This window comes from Bacillus sp. ISL-46 (genome assembly GCF_018613205.1).
This window is the reverse complement of sequence record NZ_JAGGQR010000058.1, coordinates 1-16,359: the sequence shown is the minus strand read 5'-3', so window position 1 is coordinate 16,359 and position 16,359 is coordinate 1. Positions and strand designations below refer to the sequence as shown.

The following is a 16,359-nucleotide window of genomic DNA, read 5'->3' as shown; positions in this document are numbered from 1 at the left end:
AAATAAAGGGGCTTTAGCATGAAAAAAAAGAATATTAAAAACTTTTTTAATATTCTCCTTATACTATGTTTATTACTACCACAGATGCAAACGGTAGTACTTGCTAGTAATAATGAAAATATGAAAGAAGAAAACGAGAGTCATATTAGTTTAAGTCAATATAATGATTTAGAGAAAAAATCGGATAAAAATGGAAGTGTTAGAGTAATAGTTGAATTAGATGAGTCCTTTACACCCGAGGGCAAAATATCTAAAAATAAAATAGACATTCAAAAGAAGAAAATAAAAGTTGCTCAAGAAGATGTAATAGCAAATTTACATAAAAAAGGTCAAAAAAATGCCAAAAATATTACATCGTTTAAAACCATCCCCTTTATGGCATTAGAGGTTGACTCTGAAGGACTTAAGGCTTTATCTGAAAGCGAGAAAGTAAAAAATATTATCGAAGATATCAAAATAAGCAAAAGTATAATAGAGGAAAATGAAGAAGTAGATGTGATCCAACCACAACTTAATGTAACAAATAATCTGATGGATACAGAAAAAGCGTGGACAGCAGGGTATACAGGACAAGGAAAAACTGTTGCCATCCTTGATACGGGTGTCGATAAATACCATCCCTTCTTACGAAATAAAGTAGTGTCCGAGGCATGTTTTAGTTCTACTGGCCATTGTTCAGGGAATGCGAGAGAGTTAACAGGACCAGATTCAGCAGTTGATACAGAAGGACACGGTACTCATGTGGCAGGTATAGCTACGGGCAACGGTACACAGTTTTCTGGAGTAGCGAAGAATGCAAATATTATTGCTATTAAAGTATTAGCCGATGATGGCAGTGGTAGTTTTTCAGATTTATTAAATGGAGTAGAACGAGTTTATTTATTACGTAACCAATATGCTATTTCTGCAGTTAATTTAAGCTTGGGAGGAGGAAGGTTTTATTCCTCTTGTGATAGTACATATTCTAGTCTGAAAAGTATGGTTGATAATCTAAAAAGTGTAGGCATTGCGACGATTGCAGCTTCTGGAAATGAATACTATAAAAATTCAATAAGTGCACCTGCATGTATATCTTCTGTTATTAGTGTAGGAGCTACAAATAATAGTGATGCAGTAGCTAGCTTTTCAAATAGTTCAGCCTACTTAGATGTATTAGCACCAGGTAATCCTGTTTATTCGTCTATACCTGGAGGAGGTTATGCCTCATATTCTGGGACTTCCATGGCTACACCTCAGGTAGTAGGTGGTTTTACGCTTGTAAAACAAAAATACCCAAGCGCTACTGTTGATCAAATCGTTTCTTATATACGCCAAAATGGAGTGAATATAAGAGATACGGCTAACAACATCATTACACCTCGATTAGATTTTTCTTGGATGGAGACTAGTTTACCTGCACTAAGTCAAGTCCAAAAACCAACCTGGAACGGTGATGTAATCCAATGGGTTGGTGTCACCAATGCCAGCCAATATGAAGTCAAATTATACAGAGGAACGACATTAGTAACTACAGAGCGTGTGGCCTCTAGTGTTCGACAATTTAACTTTGCTTCCCAGATGACGACTCCGGGTGTATATAAGGGAACGGTTCAAGCAATCGGGAATCATACGAGTTACAATGATGGAGCAATCTCCATACTTTCTGATGGGAATAGTAAAGGTGTCGTTTACTTTGAAGACTTTGAAAGAAACAACGGGAATTTCACAGCTGCCGGTAACAACTCAACCTGGCAATGGGGAACACCCACTTCTGGCCCTAACTCCGCTTATTCAGGGACTAATGTCTGGGCTACTAGTTTAAGTGGAAACTATAACAATTATGAAAATAGTTATATCGTTTCCCCTAACATTAACTTAAGTAATCTAGGATCACCCATTACATTAAGTTGGATGCAATACGCAGTTACAGAGGCTGGTTATGATTATCTAAACGTTGAAATTACGAATGATGGTGGTCAGACCTGGGATAGTGTCTATAGAAATTCTGGGACCATCAATCCGAGTTGGGGTAAACACGAGGTAACTATCGACACATCCTATGCAGTCCCTGACTTTAAAGTGAGGTTTCGGATGGTAACGGATGGTTCCAGTACTTCATCAGGGATCTATATTGATGATGTAATGGTAACAGGATCGCGTTTACTTCCTTCCCTTACACAAGTCCAAAAACCAACCTGGAATGGTGATGTAATACAATGGGTTGGTGTAACCAATGCCAGCCAATACGAAGTTAAACTATACAGGGGTACTACCTTAGTAAGTACGCACCGTGTGGCCTCTAGTGATCGACAATTTAACTTTGCTTCTCTTATGACAAGTCCTGGGGGATACACAGCAACCGTACAGGCGATTGGTGATCCTACCAATTATCGTGATGGACTAATCTCGATACCATCCAATGAAAATCGGAAAACCTATGCCTTAAATCAAGTCCAAAAACCAACCTGGAACGGTGATGCAATACAATGGGTTGGTGTCACAAATGCCAACCAATATGAAGTCAAATTATACAGGGGTACTACCTTAGTAAATACACAGCGCGTTGAGGATAGTGTTCGACAATATAACTTTGCTTCCGCTATGACGAGTTCTGGCGTATACACGGTAACGGTTCAAGCAATCGGAGATCATACCAATTATGGAGATGGACAAACATCCCTCCCATCTGATGGCGTGCGAAAAGAGATTCTTTACTTTGAAGACTTTGAAAGTAATAATGGGAATTTTACTGTCGATGGCAGCTATTCAACCTGGCAATGGGGAGCGCCTACTTCTGGCCCTAACTCTGCTTTTTCAGGAACCAATGTCTGGGCTACTAATTTAAGTGGGAATTACCACGATAATGAAAATAGTTATATCGTTTCCCCCAACCTTGACTTAAGCAATGTAGGTTCCCCGATTACATTAAGCTGGATGCAATATGCAGTAACGGAGAATGGCTTTGATTATCTAAACGTTGAAATTAGTAAGGATAGTGGTCAAACCTGGGATTCTATCTATAGAAATACTGGGACAATCAATCAAAATTGGGGAAGTCACGAGGTAACTATCGACAACTCCTATGCTGTTCCTGACTTTAAAGTAAGATTTCGTTTAGCAACTGATAGTTCAGTTACTACTGCAGGGGTTTATATTGACGATGTCAAGATGACAGGGTCTCGTTTAGCCCCTACTCTAGATCAAGTCCAAAAACCAACTTGGAATGGTGATGTCATAAATTGGAATGGAATTGCAAATGCCAACCAATACGATATCAAATTATACAGAGGAACAACCTTAATAAACACACAGCGCCTTGAGGCTAGTGTTCGAGAATATAACTACGCTGCCCTAATGACCACTCCTGGTGAATACACGGCAACGGTTCAAGCGATTGGTGATCAAACAAATTATCGTGATGGACTAATCTCATCACCATCCGATGTAAATCGAAAAACCATCGCCTTAGATCAAGTCCAACAGCCAATCTGGAACAATGATGTCATCCAATGGAATGGGATTGCGAATGCCTACCAATATGAAGTTAAATTATACAGGGGTACTACCTTAATAAATACGGAGCGTGTCGGAGCTTATGTTCAACAGGTTGACTATGCTGCCCTAATGACGACTCCTGGTGGATATTCCGTAACTGTTCAAGCGATTGGTGATCAAACAAATTATCGAGACGGACTAATCTCACACCCATCCAATGTAAATTCGAAATTTATGACCTTAGATCAAGTCCAAAAACCAACCTGGAACGGTGATGTTATTCAATGGTCTGGAGTTGCGAATGCCAACCAATATGAAATCAAATTATACAGGGGTACTACCTTAATAAATATACAGCGCGTTGCGGCTAGTGTTCAACAATATAACTATGATGCCCTAATGACGATTCCTAGTGATTACACGGTCACTGTTCAAGCAATTGGTGATGATTCAAATTATCTAGATGGACCAATCTCAAGTCCATCTGATGTCAATCGGAAAATAATGACTTTAGCTCAAGTCCAAAAACCAACCTGGAACGGTGATGTTATTCAATGGTATGGAGTTTCCAATGCCTATCAATATGAAGTCAAATTATACAGAGGAACGACCTTAATAAAAACACAGCGCGTTTCGGCTAGTGTTCGACAGGTTAACTATGCTGCCCTAATGAGCATTTCTGGAAGTTATAAGGTAACCGTTCAAGCTATCGGTGATAATAGGTCCTATAGAAATGGACCAGTATCTGTAAGTTCTAATCTAAAAATCACCTTAAATCAAGTCCAAAAACCAACCTGGAAGACTGATGTAATTCAATGGGTTGGGGTAGCCCACACCTATCAATACGAAGTCAAATTATACAGGGGAACTACTTTAATAAAAACACTGCGAGTTGGGGCTAGTGTTCGACAGGTTAACTATGCTGGCCTAATGAATAGGCCTGGAAGTTATACGGTATCCGTTCGAGCAATCGGCGATAATAGGTCCTCTAGGAATGGATCAGTATCAGCCCGGTCTAATCAAAAAATCACCTTAAATCAAGTCCAGAAACCAACCTGGAGCAGTAATACAATAAAATGGAATGGAGTATCCAAGGCCGCCCAATATGAAGTTAAATTATATAGGGGAAGTACGTTAGTAAATACGAAACGAGTTGCGGCTAATGTTAGACAGATTAACTATGCGACCCAAATGAAAAAGTCTGGCAAATATACTGTCACCGTTCAAGCAATTGGTGATAATAAGTCCTATAGGAATGGACCAATATCCGCACGGTCTAATCAAAAAAGTAAATAAAAACACCATTAACAAATAATGACGAAACCCCCACCTACTAGGTGGGGGTTTATGTTTAATTAGTCTACCAAAATAATATCTCACCCTTTTCCTCACTATTCGAACAAACCTGTGAAACAAGATCTTAATTTAGCGATAAAAGGGAGTCCTTAAATTTCTGAATAAAATCATTTTATATAATATATATAAGTTGGAAGATATCGAAGAAAAGTATCCTCTAAAAGCTAAGACTTCTACACTTTTTGTGAAACTTCTCTTTTCTTTCCACATCTAATGCACTCATCTGTATAGTAACTGTATTTATGATACCTTAGTAAAAAACAAAGAAAAGCTTTTAATTTCATTTTTGTTAAGACTCCTGTAAGTTAGATTAATTAACCTTTATCTAAATTACCAAATAATAATTAAAAGCCTATAACAAACAAATTAAGAATATGTTTTAAAATGATGAAAGTTTTATTACGATGATTATCAATCAGCATTTTTCAAGTCACTAGTTCGAATGTGTCCGTTATAAGTGGCAGACCCTTTTTAAACTTGTGAAAGGTTTAGGTTATCGACGAGCCAATTGGAACACCTGAAGTATTGTTAGCAGGATTATAAGGAAATTAGACTTCTTAATTTTACAGACTAAATATTTCCACGACTCTAATAACTATTCTAATAAATTCCACATTTTTTTATCTATCTATTTACCTATTTTTTTGCTATTCTATTGTTTAGATGTAAGAAATTTGCATATTATTTGGAGGATTTGTCGAATGAAATCAAATAAAAAGAAAAGAAAATGGCCAAAAATTGTTGGAATGATTTTTTTAATCCTACTGATTGCTGGTGGAGCATATGGCTTTTCTGTCTATAAATCTTTCAAAAGTGCTGTTGATACCATGCACCAGCCAATCGAAAGACAACAATCTGAAAAACGCCAAAGCCCAGTAACATTCAACCAAAAAGATCCGTTTTCTGTACTGCTGCTAGGAGTTGACAAGCGAAAAGGTGACAGTGGCCGCTCTGACTCATTAATTGTGTTGACTGTTAACCCTAATAATAATTCTGTAAAAATGCTCAGCATTCCACGTGATACCCGCACTGAAATAATCGGTAAAGGAAAAGAGGATAAAATTAACCATGCCTATGCTTTTGGCGGCGTTCCAATGGCTATGGATACTGTCGAAAACTTCCTTGATATTCCAATTGATTATTATATTCAGATTAATATGGAAGGGTTTAAGGACATTGTTGATGCAGTAGGTGGAATTTCGGTCAATAATGATCTTGACTTCACTTATGAAGGAGTTCATTTTACCAAAGGTAATTTGGATCTAAATGGAGAAAAAGCTCTAAGCTACTCCAGAATGAGATATGAGGATCCTAGAGGCGATTTTGGTCGTCAAACAAGACAACGACAAATTATCCAAGCTGTCATAAATGAAGGAGCAAGTGTTTCAACCTTAACCAACTTCTCTGATATCTTTACTGCATTAGGGAAAAATGTAAAAACCAATCTTACCTTTGACCAAATGGTAGATATTCAAAAGAATTATAAAGAGGCTGGAAAAAGCATTCAGCAAATGGAGATAAAAGAGCAAGGAACAAAAATCAATAAAATTTATTATGGATTAGTTTCACCAGCTGAAAAGCAAAGGGTCCAGACCGAATTGAAGGCGCAATTAGAATATAAGTAATCTATGAAAAAGCTGATTGGTTTATTAACTCAATCAGCTTTTTTCGCATATTTCTTTATCCCATTTTAAGTCCATATAAGTTCTAGAATGTACCTCCACCGAGATCATAGACAGCAATCGTTAAATCTCTTTCTTTGTCTAATCCGTAAGCAATCGCTGCTGCAGTCGGTTCTGGAAGTAAGCGTAATACATTGAAGCCCGCCAATTCCCCTGCTTCCTTCGTTGCTTTTCTTTGTTCTTCCGTAAAAATAAGCAGGAATCGTTATAACAGCATCCTTGGCTTCTTCTCCTAAAAATTTGCTTGCTTCCACTCTGATTTTCGTTAAAATTTCCTTCACAACATCTACAGGTGTCAGTTTCCATCCTTTAATAGGGTAGGTTTTAGATTGATTACCTATGTATCTTTTGGGTGAGGCTATGCTATTTTCGGGATCAATAAACAACCTTGACTTCGCCGTGTATCCAACAAGTACTTGTCCGTTGCCCGATAAGAGACGACTGAAGGAAGGATCTTCTTCCCTTCGATGGGAATACTTTCTACTTTCCCTTTACGGTAAACAGCGACCGCTGAATTACTCGTACCTAAATCAATTCCTATAGCGACAGACATAACATTAACCTCCGTATCTTTTGAACTAATTCTTTAGTAAGTCCTTATTACAAAATTGTTAACATCCTTTTATTTACTCCCATTTTCGATTAGTTCCGACTAAAATTTACTCATTTTTACCTAATTTGGTAAATATATAGGCAATTAGCGTGAATTATTAATAAAAAAGCGTGATTTCCCCAAATATTTAATAGGAATTTCACACTTTCTGCTTATTAATGTTTAGCTGTTATTGTTAGTTACCAACATGGATGACAAAGGTTACTGGCGGGTCTTCAAGACGAGCCACTGACTTTCCATTATAGTAGTCTAAAAGGACTTCAAAGGACCTTCCTCTGTAAATTCAACTGCATTTCCCGATTGTCGATAGCTGTCTCCAACAATGCCTTTTTTAAAAAGGAACCCAGGTGGGCAGCTGAATTAGGAATTCCCCCCATTCAAATATGTGGCTTTTTACTGAGTCTCCTCTAGTAAACCTAGTTAACAGAATAAATATAGACGGGGTTAAAAATCCAAAATGATATGAAAACTAGCTGAAATTGCAAAAATCGGCTTCAAAAATCACTTTTGACCCCCAAAATGGCACGTTTCGTTAACAAAACTGCCCCAAAAGTGAATTTTAGTCGTTCGATTTACGCAGCGAAACCCGATATCGTTGAGGTGCTTGAATCGTTAACTACAGCGATTGGAAGCACAAATCAATGCGGTGGAAGGGTGTATGAAATGGTAGGTTTAAAATCTGGCAATATTGAAGGATTCGAGAAGTTTTCACAATTTAGTTCGCTACAGGAATTGAATACCCATATCGAGATGTGGTTAGCGGTACACAAGCATGATTTTTCAAAAGGGGCACTGGTTGGATTGAAGAGGCTGGTTCGTTTTTCTGCCAAAATACCTGGCGTTTGTAATGCGAAAATAGGGACTATATTAAAAGCGATTCATGCAGAATACTGCGATCATGGAATCTCACGCTCTACTTTTAAACGAATGATTCAAAAAGCATAGGACTTGGGCATACTATCGGTTTATGAAACAGAAAGAAAAAATGGTTCACAGTCTAGTAACTTGTATTCGTTTAATCGCTTTCCTTCAAATGAACTACCCAAAGAGGAAATGATGAACCACCCTAAAGAAACTAATAATCTTTTAAAAACTGAAAAAGATCAAAAGATTAAAGAACGTAAAGAAGAACCGTCCGAATTAGATCATACCTACGTGAGTGACCGAGTTCCACAGCCTTTTGTACAGCTGGTAAAATGCTTCTTTCCTGAAGCAAAGACAATCGAAGAGTATTGGAAAATGGTGAAAATCACCGCCTATCAACACCATTGGGAAAATGATCCCGAACCAACCCTAGAAGTCGCCATCCAATCCTTTAAGCAGCTAATCCGGAAGCTGAAGTTCAACAGCAACATCAAAAACCCATTCGCCTATTTTTATGGAATCTTAAATAATAAGTTTTTGATACTTTATCACGAAGCACTCGAAAAGAAGTTTGATGTGAATGATGAGAAAATTGTGTTTGGTCTGGGTTTGAATCTGAATCATTAACCGTTTAGTGACAAATTTCTGCGGTTTTGGTGAACAGATGATGTTTTGTGGTTTCACTTTATATTTACAGCCCTATGGACTAGTCACATTTCTGAACGGACAGGCACTTTAATTCTGTCACTGGATTGTCACGAAAATAGGCGAATAATGGCGAATCCTTGTACTATAGTCTGTGGTAATAAAGTCCTAATTACGATTTAATAGATATGAGAGGCAAGGATTAACACATTTTCAAAGTAATCTCGACTGAGCAAATAGGTTAACCAATAATACCTGCTAAGTGAGAAAGCTACCCGCAAGCTGCCAAAGTAGTTAGAGACTTTCCATACATATAAATGATCGCACACCCTTCCTTTCCACCGGGCAGTACATAACAGTTATAGTAGTAGGTAAGCCTTTTTTCCAATCAATTAGATTAAAGGAGAGGAAGACTATTATTATTCAAAAGAACTATTTTATTGAAAAGAAAATGATCTTACTGACGGGAGAATATGATCGTTATGGCAAGCTGTGTGCACGAGTCATGGCAGGAGGAGTATCTTTTCTGGTTGATCGAACACCATTACAACTATTAGATGACACATTAACATTCATAGGCTACGACCTAAGAGGGGCAATGGCCAGTGCCAAACTGATACTTGGCGAGCGGGCGAGGTGTCCAATCATCGTCAATCCTTACCTGAGTATTTGCCTGTTTCCAAACAAATCCCCTCATAAGAGCGATTGCATTTGGTTTAACCCAGAACATATTGTGAGAACAAAAGCGTTGAGAAATAAGACGGAGGTCGAATTAAGTAACGGTCATTCCATTATCGTCGATTCCAAATTAACTTTCTTTAATAATAGGATTCACAAAGCCAATCAATTAATGCAGCTATCTATGAAAAGAGGACATCACTCAGGCCCGACCATTCTTTACCTCGATCCTCAAAAAGGACATCAGTTAACCAAGGAGAACACAGGAAAGTACAATTTTAATAACTTAGAAGATAATAAAATTAAGGATTCAATCTGTTCAATCGATTGATGAAAAAGGAGTAACTCTTTGGATACTTATTCATATGTTGAATTTGGAATTGTATTAAGAAAATTAAGAAATACACAGCAACTTTCCCAAGAGGGGTTGGCTGACCGCTGCAACCGACATCCATCCTATATCAGTCTACTGGAAAGAAATCTTAAAAACCCTAGCCTAGATACCATCGTTGCTCTTGCTCATGGATTGGATATGTTAGCCTCTGAAATCCTAATCGAAATTGAAAGACACCCTGAGAACGATTGGTTAATCAGGACCAAGAATAATAGGTGAACAATAGAAATAGGGGAGGATTTTATTAAAGGCCTCCACTAATCACTCAACATGATCCCTTAAGAATGTCAGGCGGTGATACAGGCTCCACATTAATTGTAACTTTGTCAATAATGATGCGGAATATTTTCTATCCTTTGTATCTTCCAAAAATATATTTTCTATTAGGGGTGTTTTGTCGGCTATAGCCCGTGGAGAGATTTTGTTTCTAGTTATGTAATGGTCTTAAAAAGGAGAATTTCCTTGAAAAAAGAAAAGGCCATTTACATCGGGGTGCACTAAAACAATTACGGATTGAAAAAGGTTTGAATCAAGAAGACTTTGCTTATGACTGCAAATTAGATCGATCATTTATGAGTGACTTGGAAAATAACAAAAAAAGTCCATCCTTAATGACCCTTGTTAAACTTGCAGGAGGATTAGGTATTACGCTTGAAGACTTGGCAAGCAAACTTAGTGAATCCATTGATTTCGCACGTTTCTTTGAAGAAGAGCCTTATAAAGATTAATACGTTTTACCTAATTTCCCTCTTTTAACAATGAGAAGAATAGACCAAAGAGGCACTTTTGAGCCTATTACTAGGAGTCTGACCATCTATCAATATAAGCCTAAGAACTTTCCCCTTCATCGTTACATACAATAGCGCTATTAATGATAGACCGAGCTACCATTGCACCGAGAATGTTTCCAAAAAGGTACAATTTGTGATTTGGCATTGAAAGATGCACAATAAAGCATACAATGAGCCTAAAAGGAATAAGGTGGGATTTACTTGGATTCTATTTTTGAGAATATTGTTTTTCCAAATGAATTAATAAAAGGTAATCAAATTGAAAATCTCATCGTTAGCCCGCTCGACAACCGCATTGCCGTTGCTGCGTTATCTGGCAATTTGAAGAACAAGCACCTATTGAGACTGTACCAGTTGATACGGGAAGATGATCAGCAATATTATCCGTCTCATGAAATTGGGGCATTTACGTTTCATTCAAGGAAAGAGTTAAAGGACTTTTTGAATCGGTTACCTGAAATGTCAGCCATAGAAATACTGATGCTTATGAACCCACAACCATCACTATCTCATTAAGCAAAGAAGTAAGAGCATTCGTGCTTTTACTTTTTTTATTGCTTCCTATAAACATATCTATCTTCGACAAATTCCGGGGCGTGACAGTGTATTGCGCCCGTTAGAGTAGACACGAATAATTCGGGAAATCTATGACCATAATGATCATAGAAAAGGAGTGATTTTGATGTCTACTAATAGAAAAAGCAAATCATATTCATTCGAACTTAAACTAAATGCTGTTAATAGAGTTCAAGCCGGTGAAAGTGTGAAAATTGTAGCGAGGCAGCTTGAGATTGTTGATCCAGATTATATTTATGTGTGGATTAAAAAATATGAAACTTATGGTGAAGTAGGATTACAACGAAAAAAAAGAAACAGTTTAATGGACGATAAGGAAAAAATTAAAGAATTAGAAATGGAGAATGAAATATTAAAAAAGTACCTTCAAATTCTAAAAAGGGAGGAAAAAAAGCAAAGTTCAAAGTAATAGATGAGCTAAAATCAAAATACCCTATCTCAAAAATTTGTAAAATACTTGTTGTTTCACGTGCAGGATATTATAAATATATAAAAAACAAAGGAAAGAAGAAAAAGGAATCTAATAAGGACAAAGAATTAAAAGAATATATCACAATAATTTACCATCAACATCAGAAGAACTATGGTTATCGCAAAATAAAAGCCGAATTAAGAGATAAGTATAACCTCCAGGTTAGTGAGAAAATAGTACGAAGGTTAATGCGTGAGTTGGGGTTAAAAAGTCAAGCACGTAGAGAAAAGAGAAAATCTATCAAGGGTCAAAGTCATAAAGCATCTTCGGCTGGTCATATCTATGAAAAACTATTAAAAAGGGATTTTTCTACTTCCAAAACAAGTGAAAAATGGGTCACCGACGTCACAGAAATTCCGATAGGATCTACAAAACTTTATCTCTCCTCATTAATGGATTTACATGATAATTGTATCCTAGGATATCAAATATCCGAGGTCCATGATGTCCAATTAGTAGAAGATACACTTGTTTATGCATTAAAAACAAGAAATAAAGAAAAAGGACTGATTATCCATTCTGATCAAGGAATGCCCTATCGGTCTAATAGATGGAAAGAGTTAATGGACGAATATAAAATCACACCAAGTATGTCTAGAAAGGCAAATGCGCTTGATAATGCTTGCATAGAGAGCTTTTTTTCCTTCTTTAAAGCAGAGCGTAAAGCACTAAAAATAGTTAAGGTTATAGAGGAAGCTAAACAGATTATTCATGAGTATATAGACTATTATAATCATGAGCGAATACAAGGGGTTTTAGATTACAAAACACCTAAACAATATGCAGCGACTTGTTAAGAGACAGACCACAGGGCTAGTCTTTCTCCTTCGCATCTTACAGACCCATCCTCAGAATTCTGGGAGTCTGTCAAGTGCAATCCTTGACAGACTCCCAGGGTTCTGAGACCATGCAAAAAGATGAGAAGAAGAAAAGGAACCATTTGTATAAATCATGATTCCTTCATAAAACCGAATATATACTGTCTACTTTTGGGATCGCAACGCACAGGCACCGGGATTAACCATGCCATCAAGAGACAGTGCTCCAATAAACGCGGCATCGATTGGAATTTCACCCTTAATCATATTAAGATCCTTAAAAGCAGCAATCGTAATGGCCAGATCAAAAAGTGGACCGTTTTTCTTTTGCTCAGATGGCGAGAGATTTACCACAACCTTCTGATCGGTAACATCCACATCAAAATGACCCAGTGCCGCTACTACCCGTTCCCTTGACTCTTTTACTGAGGCATCTGGCAACCCAACAATAACCATCGATTCCGTACCAGTCCTTATCCTTACCTCTACTTGCACACGATAGCCTTCCAATCCTTTAAAACCGGATACTTGATACTTTAACAGTCATAAGAAAACCTCCAATAATCTAACTTGTTATATTTATGGAAATAAAAAATGGAATAAATAAAATTAGTTTTGAAAAATGTATGATCAAGAGATGGATCAATAAGAAGTTAAGTCAGGTGGATTAACAGAAGATATTCGGAGTGTATTTGTCAATATTAATTTGAGCCAGAGTGATCACTTCAAAAATGAGCCACTTCATTCTGAGTTATTTCCATATTTGGAGGGGGATTGGGAGTTTAGGGTATCTTGCCCCTCGGGGCAAGATACCCTAAACTCCTCGCGCGCCCAGACTACTGGTCGCTCTCATCCCTTTGTTTCATACTTTGTCTAAATCGATACGATTCTCCATTTAGGAGGAGGATATGGGCCCTATGGGTTAGTCGGTCTAGTAGGGCTGCGGTCATTTTTTCATCTCCAAATATAGAGGTCCATTCCGTAAATTCTAAATTCGTAGTTATCATGACGCTAGCTCGTTCGTAGCGGCCGGCAAAGAATTGGAACAAGAGCTCAGAACCAATTTTCGTGAATGGCACGTAGCCGAGTTCGTCTATGATGATCAGATCAAATTTGAGCCATCTCTTCTCCAATGCACCTAGCTTGTGTTCTTCATTTGCCAAAAGTAATTCTTCTACTAATTCTGCAGACGAGATAAACTTAACCTTATAGCCATTTTTAATCATTTCAAGGCCGAGCCCCATTGCCAGATGCGATTTTCCCGTCCCACTGTTTCCTAAAAATATTATGTTCTCCTTCTTCTCCACAAAATCTCCCTTTGATAGAGCCAGAAATCGATTTCGGTTCAGACTTGGCATCAAACTAAAATCATAGCTATCTAGTGTTTTCTGGACTGGAAAAGCAGCTTGTTTAAGCCTTCTTTGTCTTTGGTTTTCTTCTCTAGCCTCTGATTCTGCTTCTAATAAAGCCAATAGAAATTCCTCATAACTCAAGTTACGATCCTCAGTCTCTCTTGCGAGAGAACGGTATTGTGCAGCGATAGTCGGAATCCGTAGTTGTTTAGTAAGGTGGTCTAAAAGTAATTCAGTTGTCATTTCCTAGTGCCTCCTGTTAATTGACCGTACTGTTCTATATTGGATTTATTCACTTTGTAATCTAGAAGATTGACTGGTGTTTTATCCGTAGGAAGAGTACTGATTGGTATGTGCTGGTTTGTAAGCCTTTGTATGATTTCATGGACTTTCTCATATCGGAAAACTTGCGTAGTCTCTGCTTCCAATAAGGCTTTCGTTAAATTATCCATACCAATATTACGATGGAGGAGGAGAAGTCGAATGAACTTCCTATCACCTACAGATCCTTCCTGCTCGCGCATTTTCAAATGGAATCTCTTGAATACATCAGGGATTTCAGTGGATTGGAATGCATGAGCATCCCGGATTGCCCGAGGTTTTTTTAGTAATACTTCCAGGTAATGATCAAGAACTGTAATCATCTGATTACGTTCATAAGAACGAATATGTTCTGCGATCACATGGTTTTGAGCCACAACGATTACACGATCGACAAAAATTTTTGCCCATACAGCTTGACCAGCATAGCTGCAGGGTACAGAATAACGATTTGTTTCCACTGTAAAAAGGGAAGTTTTATTAACTTTGCACGATAGAAGCTTACAAGCTTCAAACCTGATTGTAGGAAGAGGATGAAGATACTCTTTTTCTTTCTCCCACATTTCAAGGACAGTCTCTGATATATTAGGGACGTGAGTCCTTCCAGCTTCCTTTAAACACCACTCTTGGAGATACTCGTTTAGTTCATTCATAGATTGAACCTCAGGGCGAGGCACCAAAGCATTCCGTCTTACATATCCAACTGTGCCTTCGACACGACCTTTTTCGTTGCCACTTGCTGGATTACAAAATTCAGCTTTAAACACATAATGAGCCTGGAGTCCAATAAAGGCCTCTTGTTCTAGACGATCTCTGCCTTGTAGGATTTTTAGTACCGCAGTTTTTAGATTATCAAGTAGACCTTCTGTTGGAACTCCTCCTAAGAACTCAAACGCATGAACGAAGCCATCCAGGAATGCTTCTTGTTTTGCATGAAGATATGCTCGCACAAACCGCATACGACTTGCGGAAAGTTGAACGAAGAAGAGGTTAATGCGTTGTGTTCGACCCTGTAGAATGATATCCGCCTCTCCCCAGTCGAATTGGAATTGGTGGCCGAGTTGAAAATCAAGTGGTATATATACTTCCTGAATTTGTTGCCTGCGTTTGGCTACGATTTTACGAATGTTGGAGGCAGAGCCTTTAAAATCATATTCATCTTGTAACCTATTAAAAATTTTGATAGCTGTGTGCTTTTGTTTTTTCCAGCTTTTCATGTCATCTTCTAGCCATTGATCAATAATGGGAATAACTCGTTTCGTCTCTGGTGAATACTCTTTAGTCCCATATACTTTTTTTCGATGGACTGTTGTTGGAGCTGTATCTTCTTTAAGATATTTACTTACAGTGTTTCTTGAAATCCCAAGTTTTGTCGCAATTTGCCTTTGCGATAAACCTTCAACCTCTTTTAAAAATTTGATATTATGAAATTGAGCCATTTCGATCATCCTTTTCGTCCTCTCATATGAAGTTAGTTTGGTCACTTCCTATCATAAGAGAGGTTAATAGAATTGGAAATCATGTGGCTCATTTTTAATGTGATCAAAATATATAAAAGTGGCTCAAATTTAAATTATCAAAAACACCCCTGCCCACCACTATATTAAAGGGATTATTATATCCGGGTGTGGCAAGGGGATATTACCTTCTCAACAGGAATATTTTTATGTATAATGGATATATAATAAAAAAGAGAAGTGCTTCTAACACTTCTCCATGCAACTTCTACCGTCAGGGTGGTGGTTGTCTGTTTTATATTTTAGGCGAACCACCCTTCTGCTTCGTACGGCGCGGGGTGGTTTTCTTGTCATCTAGAACGTTTTTCCGAAAGAAATATGCTGTTAATTCACGCACAATTCCCTTCAAAATTTCACGAATGAGTTCAAGAAACGTTTCCATAATTATCACCTCCTTTCCGTAATCAGAAAGAAGTGTGACAACCAACCACCCTCACAATATTCAGTTGCACCTCTATATTATCATTTTTCCCACCCTAAAAAACCTATCAATCTTCGACAAAAGCCGGGGTGTGACAGGCACCCAGATTAATGTAACGCAAATGAGATACCTGCAGGAATTGAGGTTGTTGCTATTTATAGATAGGTGTCAACAACGGTTTATTTTTCCCCATTTCCAACGGTTAAAAAATCCCCAATTTCAGCGTTCAACCTTGTATTGGTTGAACGCCAGCCCGTTGTTTTTCTCTTAACCTATATGATTGTCCTTTAATATTAAACGTTATTGAATGGTGCAATAAACGGTCGAGAACGGCCGTAGCTAAAACATCATCTCCAAATATTTCCCCCCATTCAACATAGGATTT

At 37.7% G+C, this 16,359-nt stretch carries 16 protein-coding genes and 2 pseudogenes; 10 read left to right on the top strand and 8 right to left on the bottom strand.

Annotated features, from left to right (window positions below):
* Nucleotides 1-18: 18 nt before the first annotated feature.
* The gene (locus J7E67_RS25280) at nt 19-4,770 is read left to right on the top strand and encodes a S8 family serine peptidase (RefSeq protein ID WP_214733035.1); all 4,752 of its coding nucleotides are present in this window, start codon (nt 19-21) and stop codon (nt 4,768-4,770) included.
* Nucleotides 4,771-5,531: 761 nt separating this feature from the next.
* Nucleotides 5,532-6,455 carry a polyisoprenyl-teichoic acid--peptidoglycan teichoic acid transferase TagU gene (gene tagU / locus J7E67_RS25275; protein WP_214733034.1) on the top strand — a complete coding sequence of 308 codons (924 nt, stop codon included), beginning with the start codon at nt 5,532-5,534 and terminating at the stop codon, nt 6,453-6,455.
* 82 nt (nt 6,456-6,537) lie between these two features.
* Here the strand turns inward: tagU and J7E67_RS31535 are convergent, their stop codons facing one another.
* From J7E67_RS31535 to J7E67_RS25265, 3 genes and pseudogenes are all read right to left on the bottom strand, one after another.
* Entirely contained in the window at nt 6,538-6,705 is a 168-nt protein-coding gene (locus tag J7E67_RS31535) for an Hsp70 family protein (RefSeq protein WP_308161477.1), read from the bottom strand.
* Nucleotides 6,706-6,715: 10 nt separating this feature from the next.
* Nucleotides 6,716-6,898 (bottom strand): annotated as a pseudogene (locus J7E67_RS32400) (hypothetical protein); the annotation flags it as partial.
* Nucleotides 6,871-7,065 carry an Hsp70 family protein gene (locus J7E67_RS25265; protein ID WP_214733032.1) on the bottom strand — a complete coding sequence of 65 codons (195 nt, stop codon included), beginning with the start codon at nt 7,063-7,065 and terminating at the stop codon, nt 6,871-6,873. The pseudogene J7E67_RS32400 and the gene J7E67_RS25265, both read right to left, overlap by 28 nt.
* 579 nt (nt 7,066-7,644) lie before the next feature.
* Between J7E67_RS25265 and J7E67_RS31530 the strand changes: the two genes are divergently transcribed.
* The 8 genes and pseudogenes from J7E67_RS31530 (at nt 7,645) to J7E67_RS25230 (ending at nt 12,342) form a co-directional block, all read left to right on the top strand.
* Nucleotides 7,645-8,070, top strand: coding sequence for a hypothetical protein (locus J7E67_RS31530; protein WP_251026992.1), 426 nt, complete (start codon nt 7,645-7,647; stop codon nt 8,068-8,070).
* 3 nt (nt 8,071-8,073) lie between these two features.
* Entirely contained in the window at nt 8,074-8,616 is a 543-nt protein-coding gene (locus J7E67_RS25260; protein WP_251026991.1) for a hypothetical protein, read from the top strand.
* Nucleotides 8,617-8,941: 325 nt separating this feature from the next.
* Nucleotides 8,942-9,643 (top strand): competence protein ComK, encoded by a 702-nt coding sequence (locus J7E67_RS25255; RefSeq protein WP_308161476.1) that lies wholly within the window; start codon nt 8,942-8,944, stop codon nt 9,641-9,643.
* Between the two features lie 18 nt (nt 9,644-9,661).
* Nucleotides 9,662-9,925, top strand: coding sequence for a helix-turn-helix domain-containing protein (locus J7E67_RS25250; protein ID WP_214733030.1), 264 nt, complete (start codon nt 9,662-9,664; stop codon nt 9,923-9,925).
* 290 nt (nt 9,926-10,215) lie between these two features.
* Nucleotides 10,216-10,434: pseudogene (locus tag J7E67_RS25245) on the top strand (helix-turn-helix domain-containing protein); the annotation flags it as partial.
* A gap of 264 nt (nt 10,435-10,698) precedes the next feature.
* Nucleotides 10,699-11,013: a hypothetical protein gene (locus J7E67_RS25240; protein ID WP_214733028.1), complete on the top strand. Its 315-nt coding sequence runs from the start codon at nt 10,699-10,701 to the stop codon at nt 11,011-11,013.
* Between the two features lie 166 nt (nt 11,014-11,179).
* Nucleotides 11,180-11,482 carry a transposase gene (locus J7E67_RS25235; RefSeq protein ID WP_214733027.1) on the top strand — a complete coding sequence of 101 codons (303 nt, stop codon included), beginning with the start codon at nt 11,180-11,182 and terminating at the stop codon, nt 11,480-11,482.
* Complete coding sequence (locus J7E67_RS25230; protein WP_214733061.1) at nt 11,425-12,342, top strand: IS3 family transposase; 918 nt, start codon at nt 11,425-11,427, stop codon at nt 12,340-12,342. The genes J7E67_RS25235 and J7E67_RS25230 overlap by 58 nt, the downstream gene beginning before the upstream one ends.
* Nucleotides 12,343-12,528: 186 nt before the next feature.
* On the opposite strand, the gene J7E67_RS25225 is transcribed toward J7E67_RS25230, so the two are convergent.
* From J7E67_RS25225 to J7E67_RS25205, 5 genes are all read right to left on the bottom strand, one after another.
* Nucleotides 12,529-12,858: a magnesium chelatase domain-containing protein gene (locus tag J7E67_RS25225; protein ID WP_308161474.1), complete on the bottom strand. Its 330-nt coding sequence runs from the start codon at nt 12,856-12,858 to the stop codon at nt 12,529-12,531.
* A gap of 341 nt (nt 12,859-13,199) precedes the next feature.
* Nucleotides 13,200-13,958: an IS21-like element helper ATPase IstB gene (gene istB / locus J7E67_RS25220; RefSeq protein WP_214733026.1), complete on the bottom strand. Its 759-nt coding sequence runs from the start codon at nt 13,956-13,958 to the stop codon at nt 13,200-13,202.
* Complete coding sequence (gene istA / locus J7E67_RS25215) at nt 13,955-15,475, bottom strand: IS21 family transposase (RefSeq protein WP_251026990.1); 1,521 nt, start codon at nt 15,473-15,475, stop codon at nt 13,955-13,957. Before istA ends, istB begins: the two co-directional genes overlap by 4 nt.
* Before the next feature lie 313 nt (nt 15,476-15,788).
* A complete protein-coding gene (locus J7E67_RS25210; RefSeq protein ID WP_214733024.1) occupies nt 15,789-15,935 on the bottom strand; it encodes a hypothetical protein in 147 nt (48 codons plus the stop codon).
* Between the two features lie 265 nt (nt 15,936-16,200).
* On the bottom strand, nt 16,201-16,359 hold a 159-nt coding region (locus J7E67_RS25205; RefSeq protein WP_214733060.1), incomplete at its 5' end, for an ATP-binding protein.

Excerpts from the sequence above, each read along its gene's own strand:
- J7E67_RS31530 (WP_251026992.1), top strand. The coding sequence starts at position 7,645 with ATGGCACGTTTCGTTAACAAAACTGCCCCAAAAGTGAATTTTAGTCGT.
- J7E67_RS25280 (WP_214733035.1), top strand. The coding sequence starts at position 19 with ATGAAAAAAAAGAATATTAAAAACTTTTTTAATATTCTCCTTATACTA.
- J7E67_RS25235 (WP_214733027.1), top strand. The coding sequence starts at position 11,180 with ATGTCTACTAATAGAAAAAGCAAATCATATTCATTCGAACTTAAACTA.
- istA (WP_251026990.1), bottom strand. The coding sequence starts at position 15,475 with ATGGCTCAATTTCATAATATCAAATTTTTAAAAGAGGTTGAAGGTTTA.
- istB (WP_214733026.1), bottom strand. The coding sequence starts at position 13,958 with ATGACAACTGAATTACTTTTAGACCACCTTACTAAACAACTACGGATT.
- J7E67_RS25265 (WP_214733032.1), bottom strand. The coding sequence starts at position 7,065 with ATGTCTGTCGCTATAGGAATTGATTTAGGTACGAGTAATTCAGCGGTC.
- tagU (WP_214733034.1), top strand. The coding sequence starts at position 5,532 with ATGAAATCAAATAAAAAGAAAAGAAAATGGCCAAAAATTGTTGGAATG.
- J7E67_RS25210 (WP_214733024.1), bottom strand. The coding sequence starts at position 15,935 with ATGGAAACGTTTCTTGAACTCATTCGTGAAATTTTGAAGGGAATTGTG.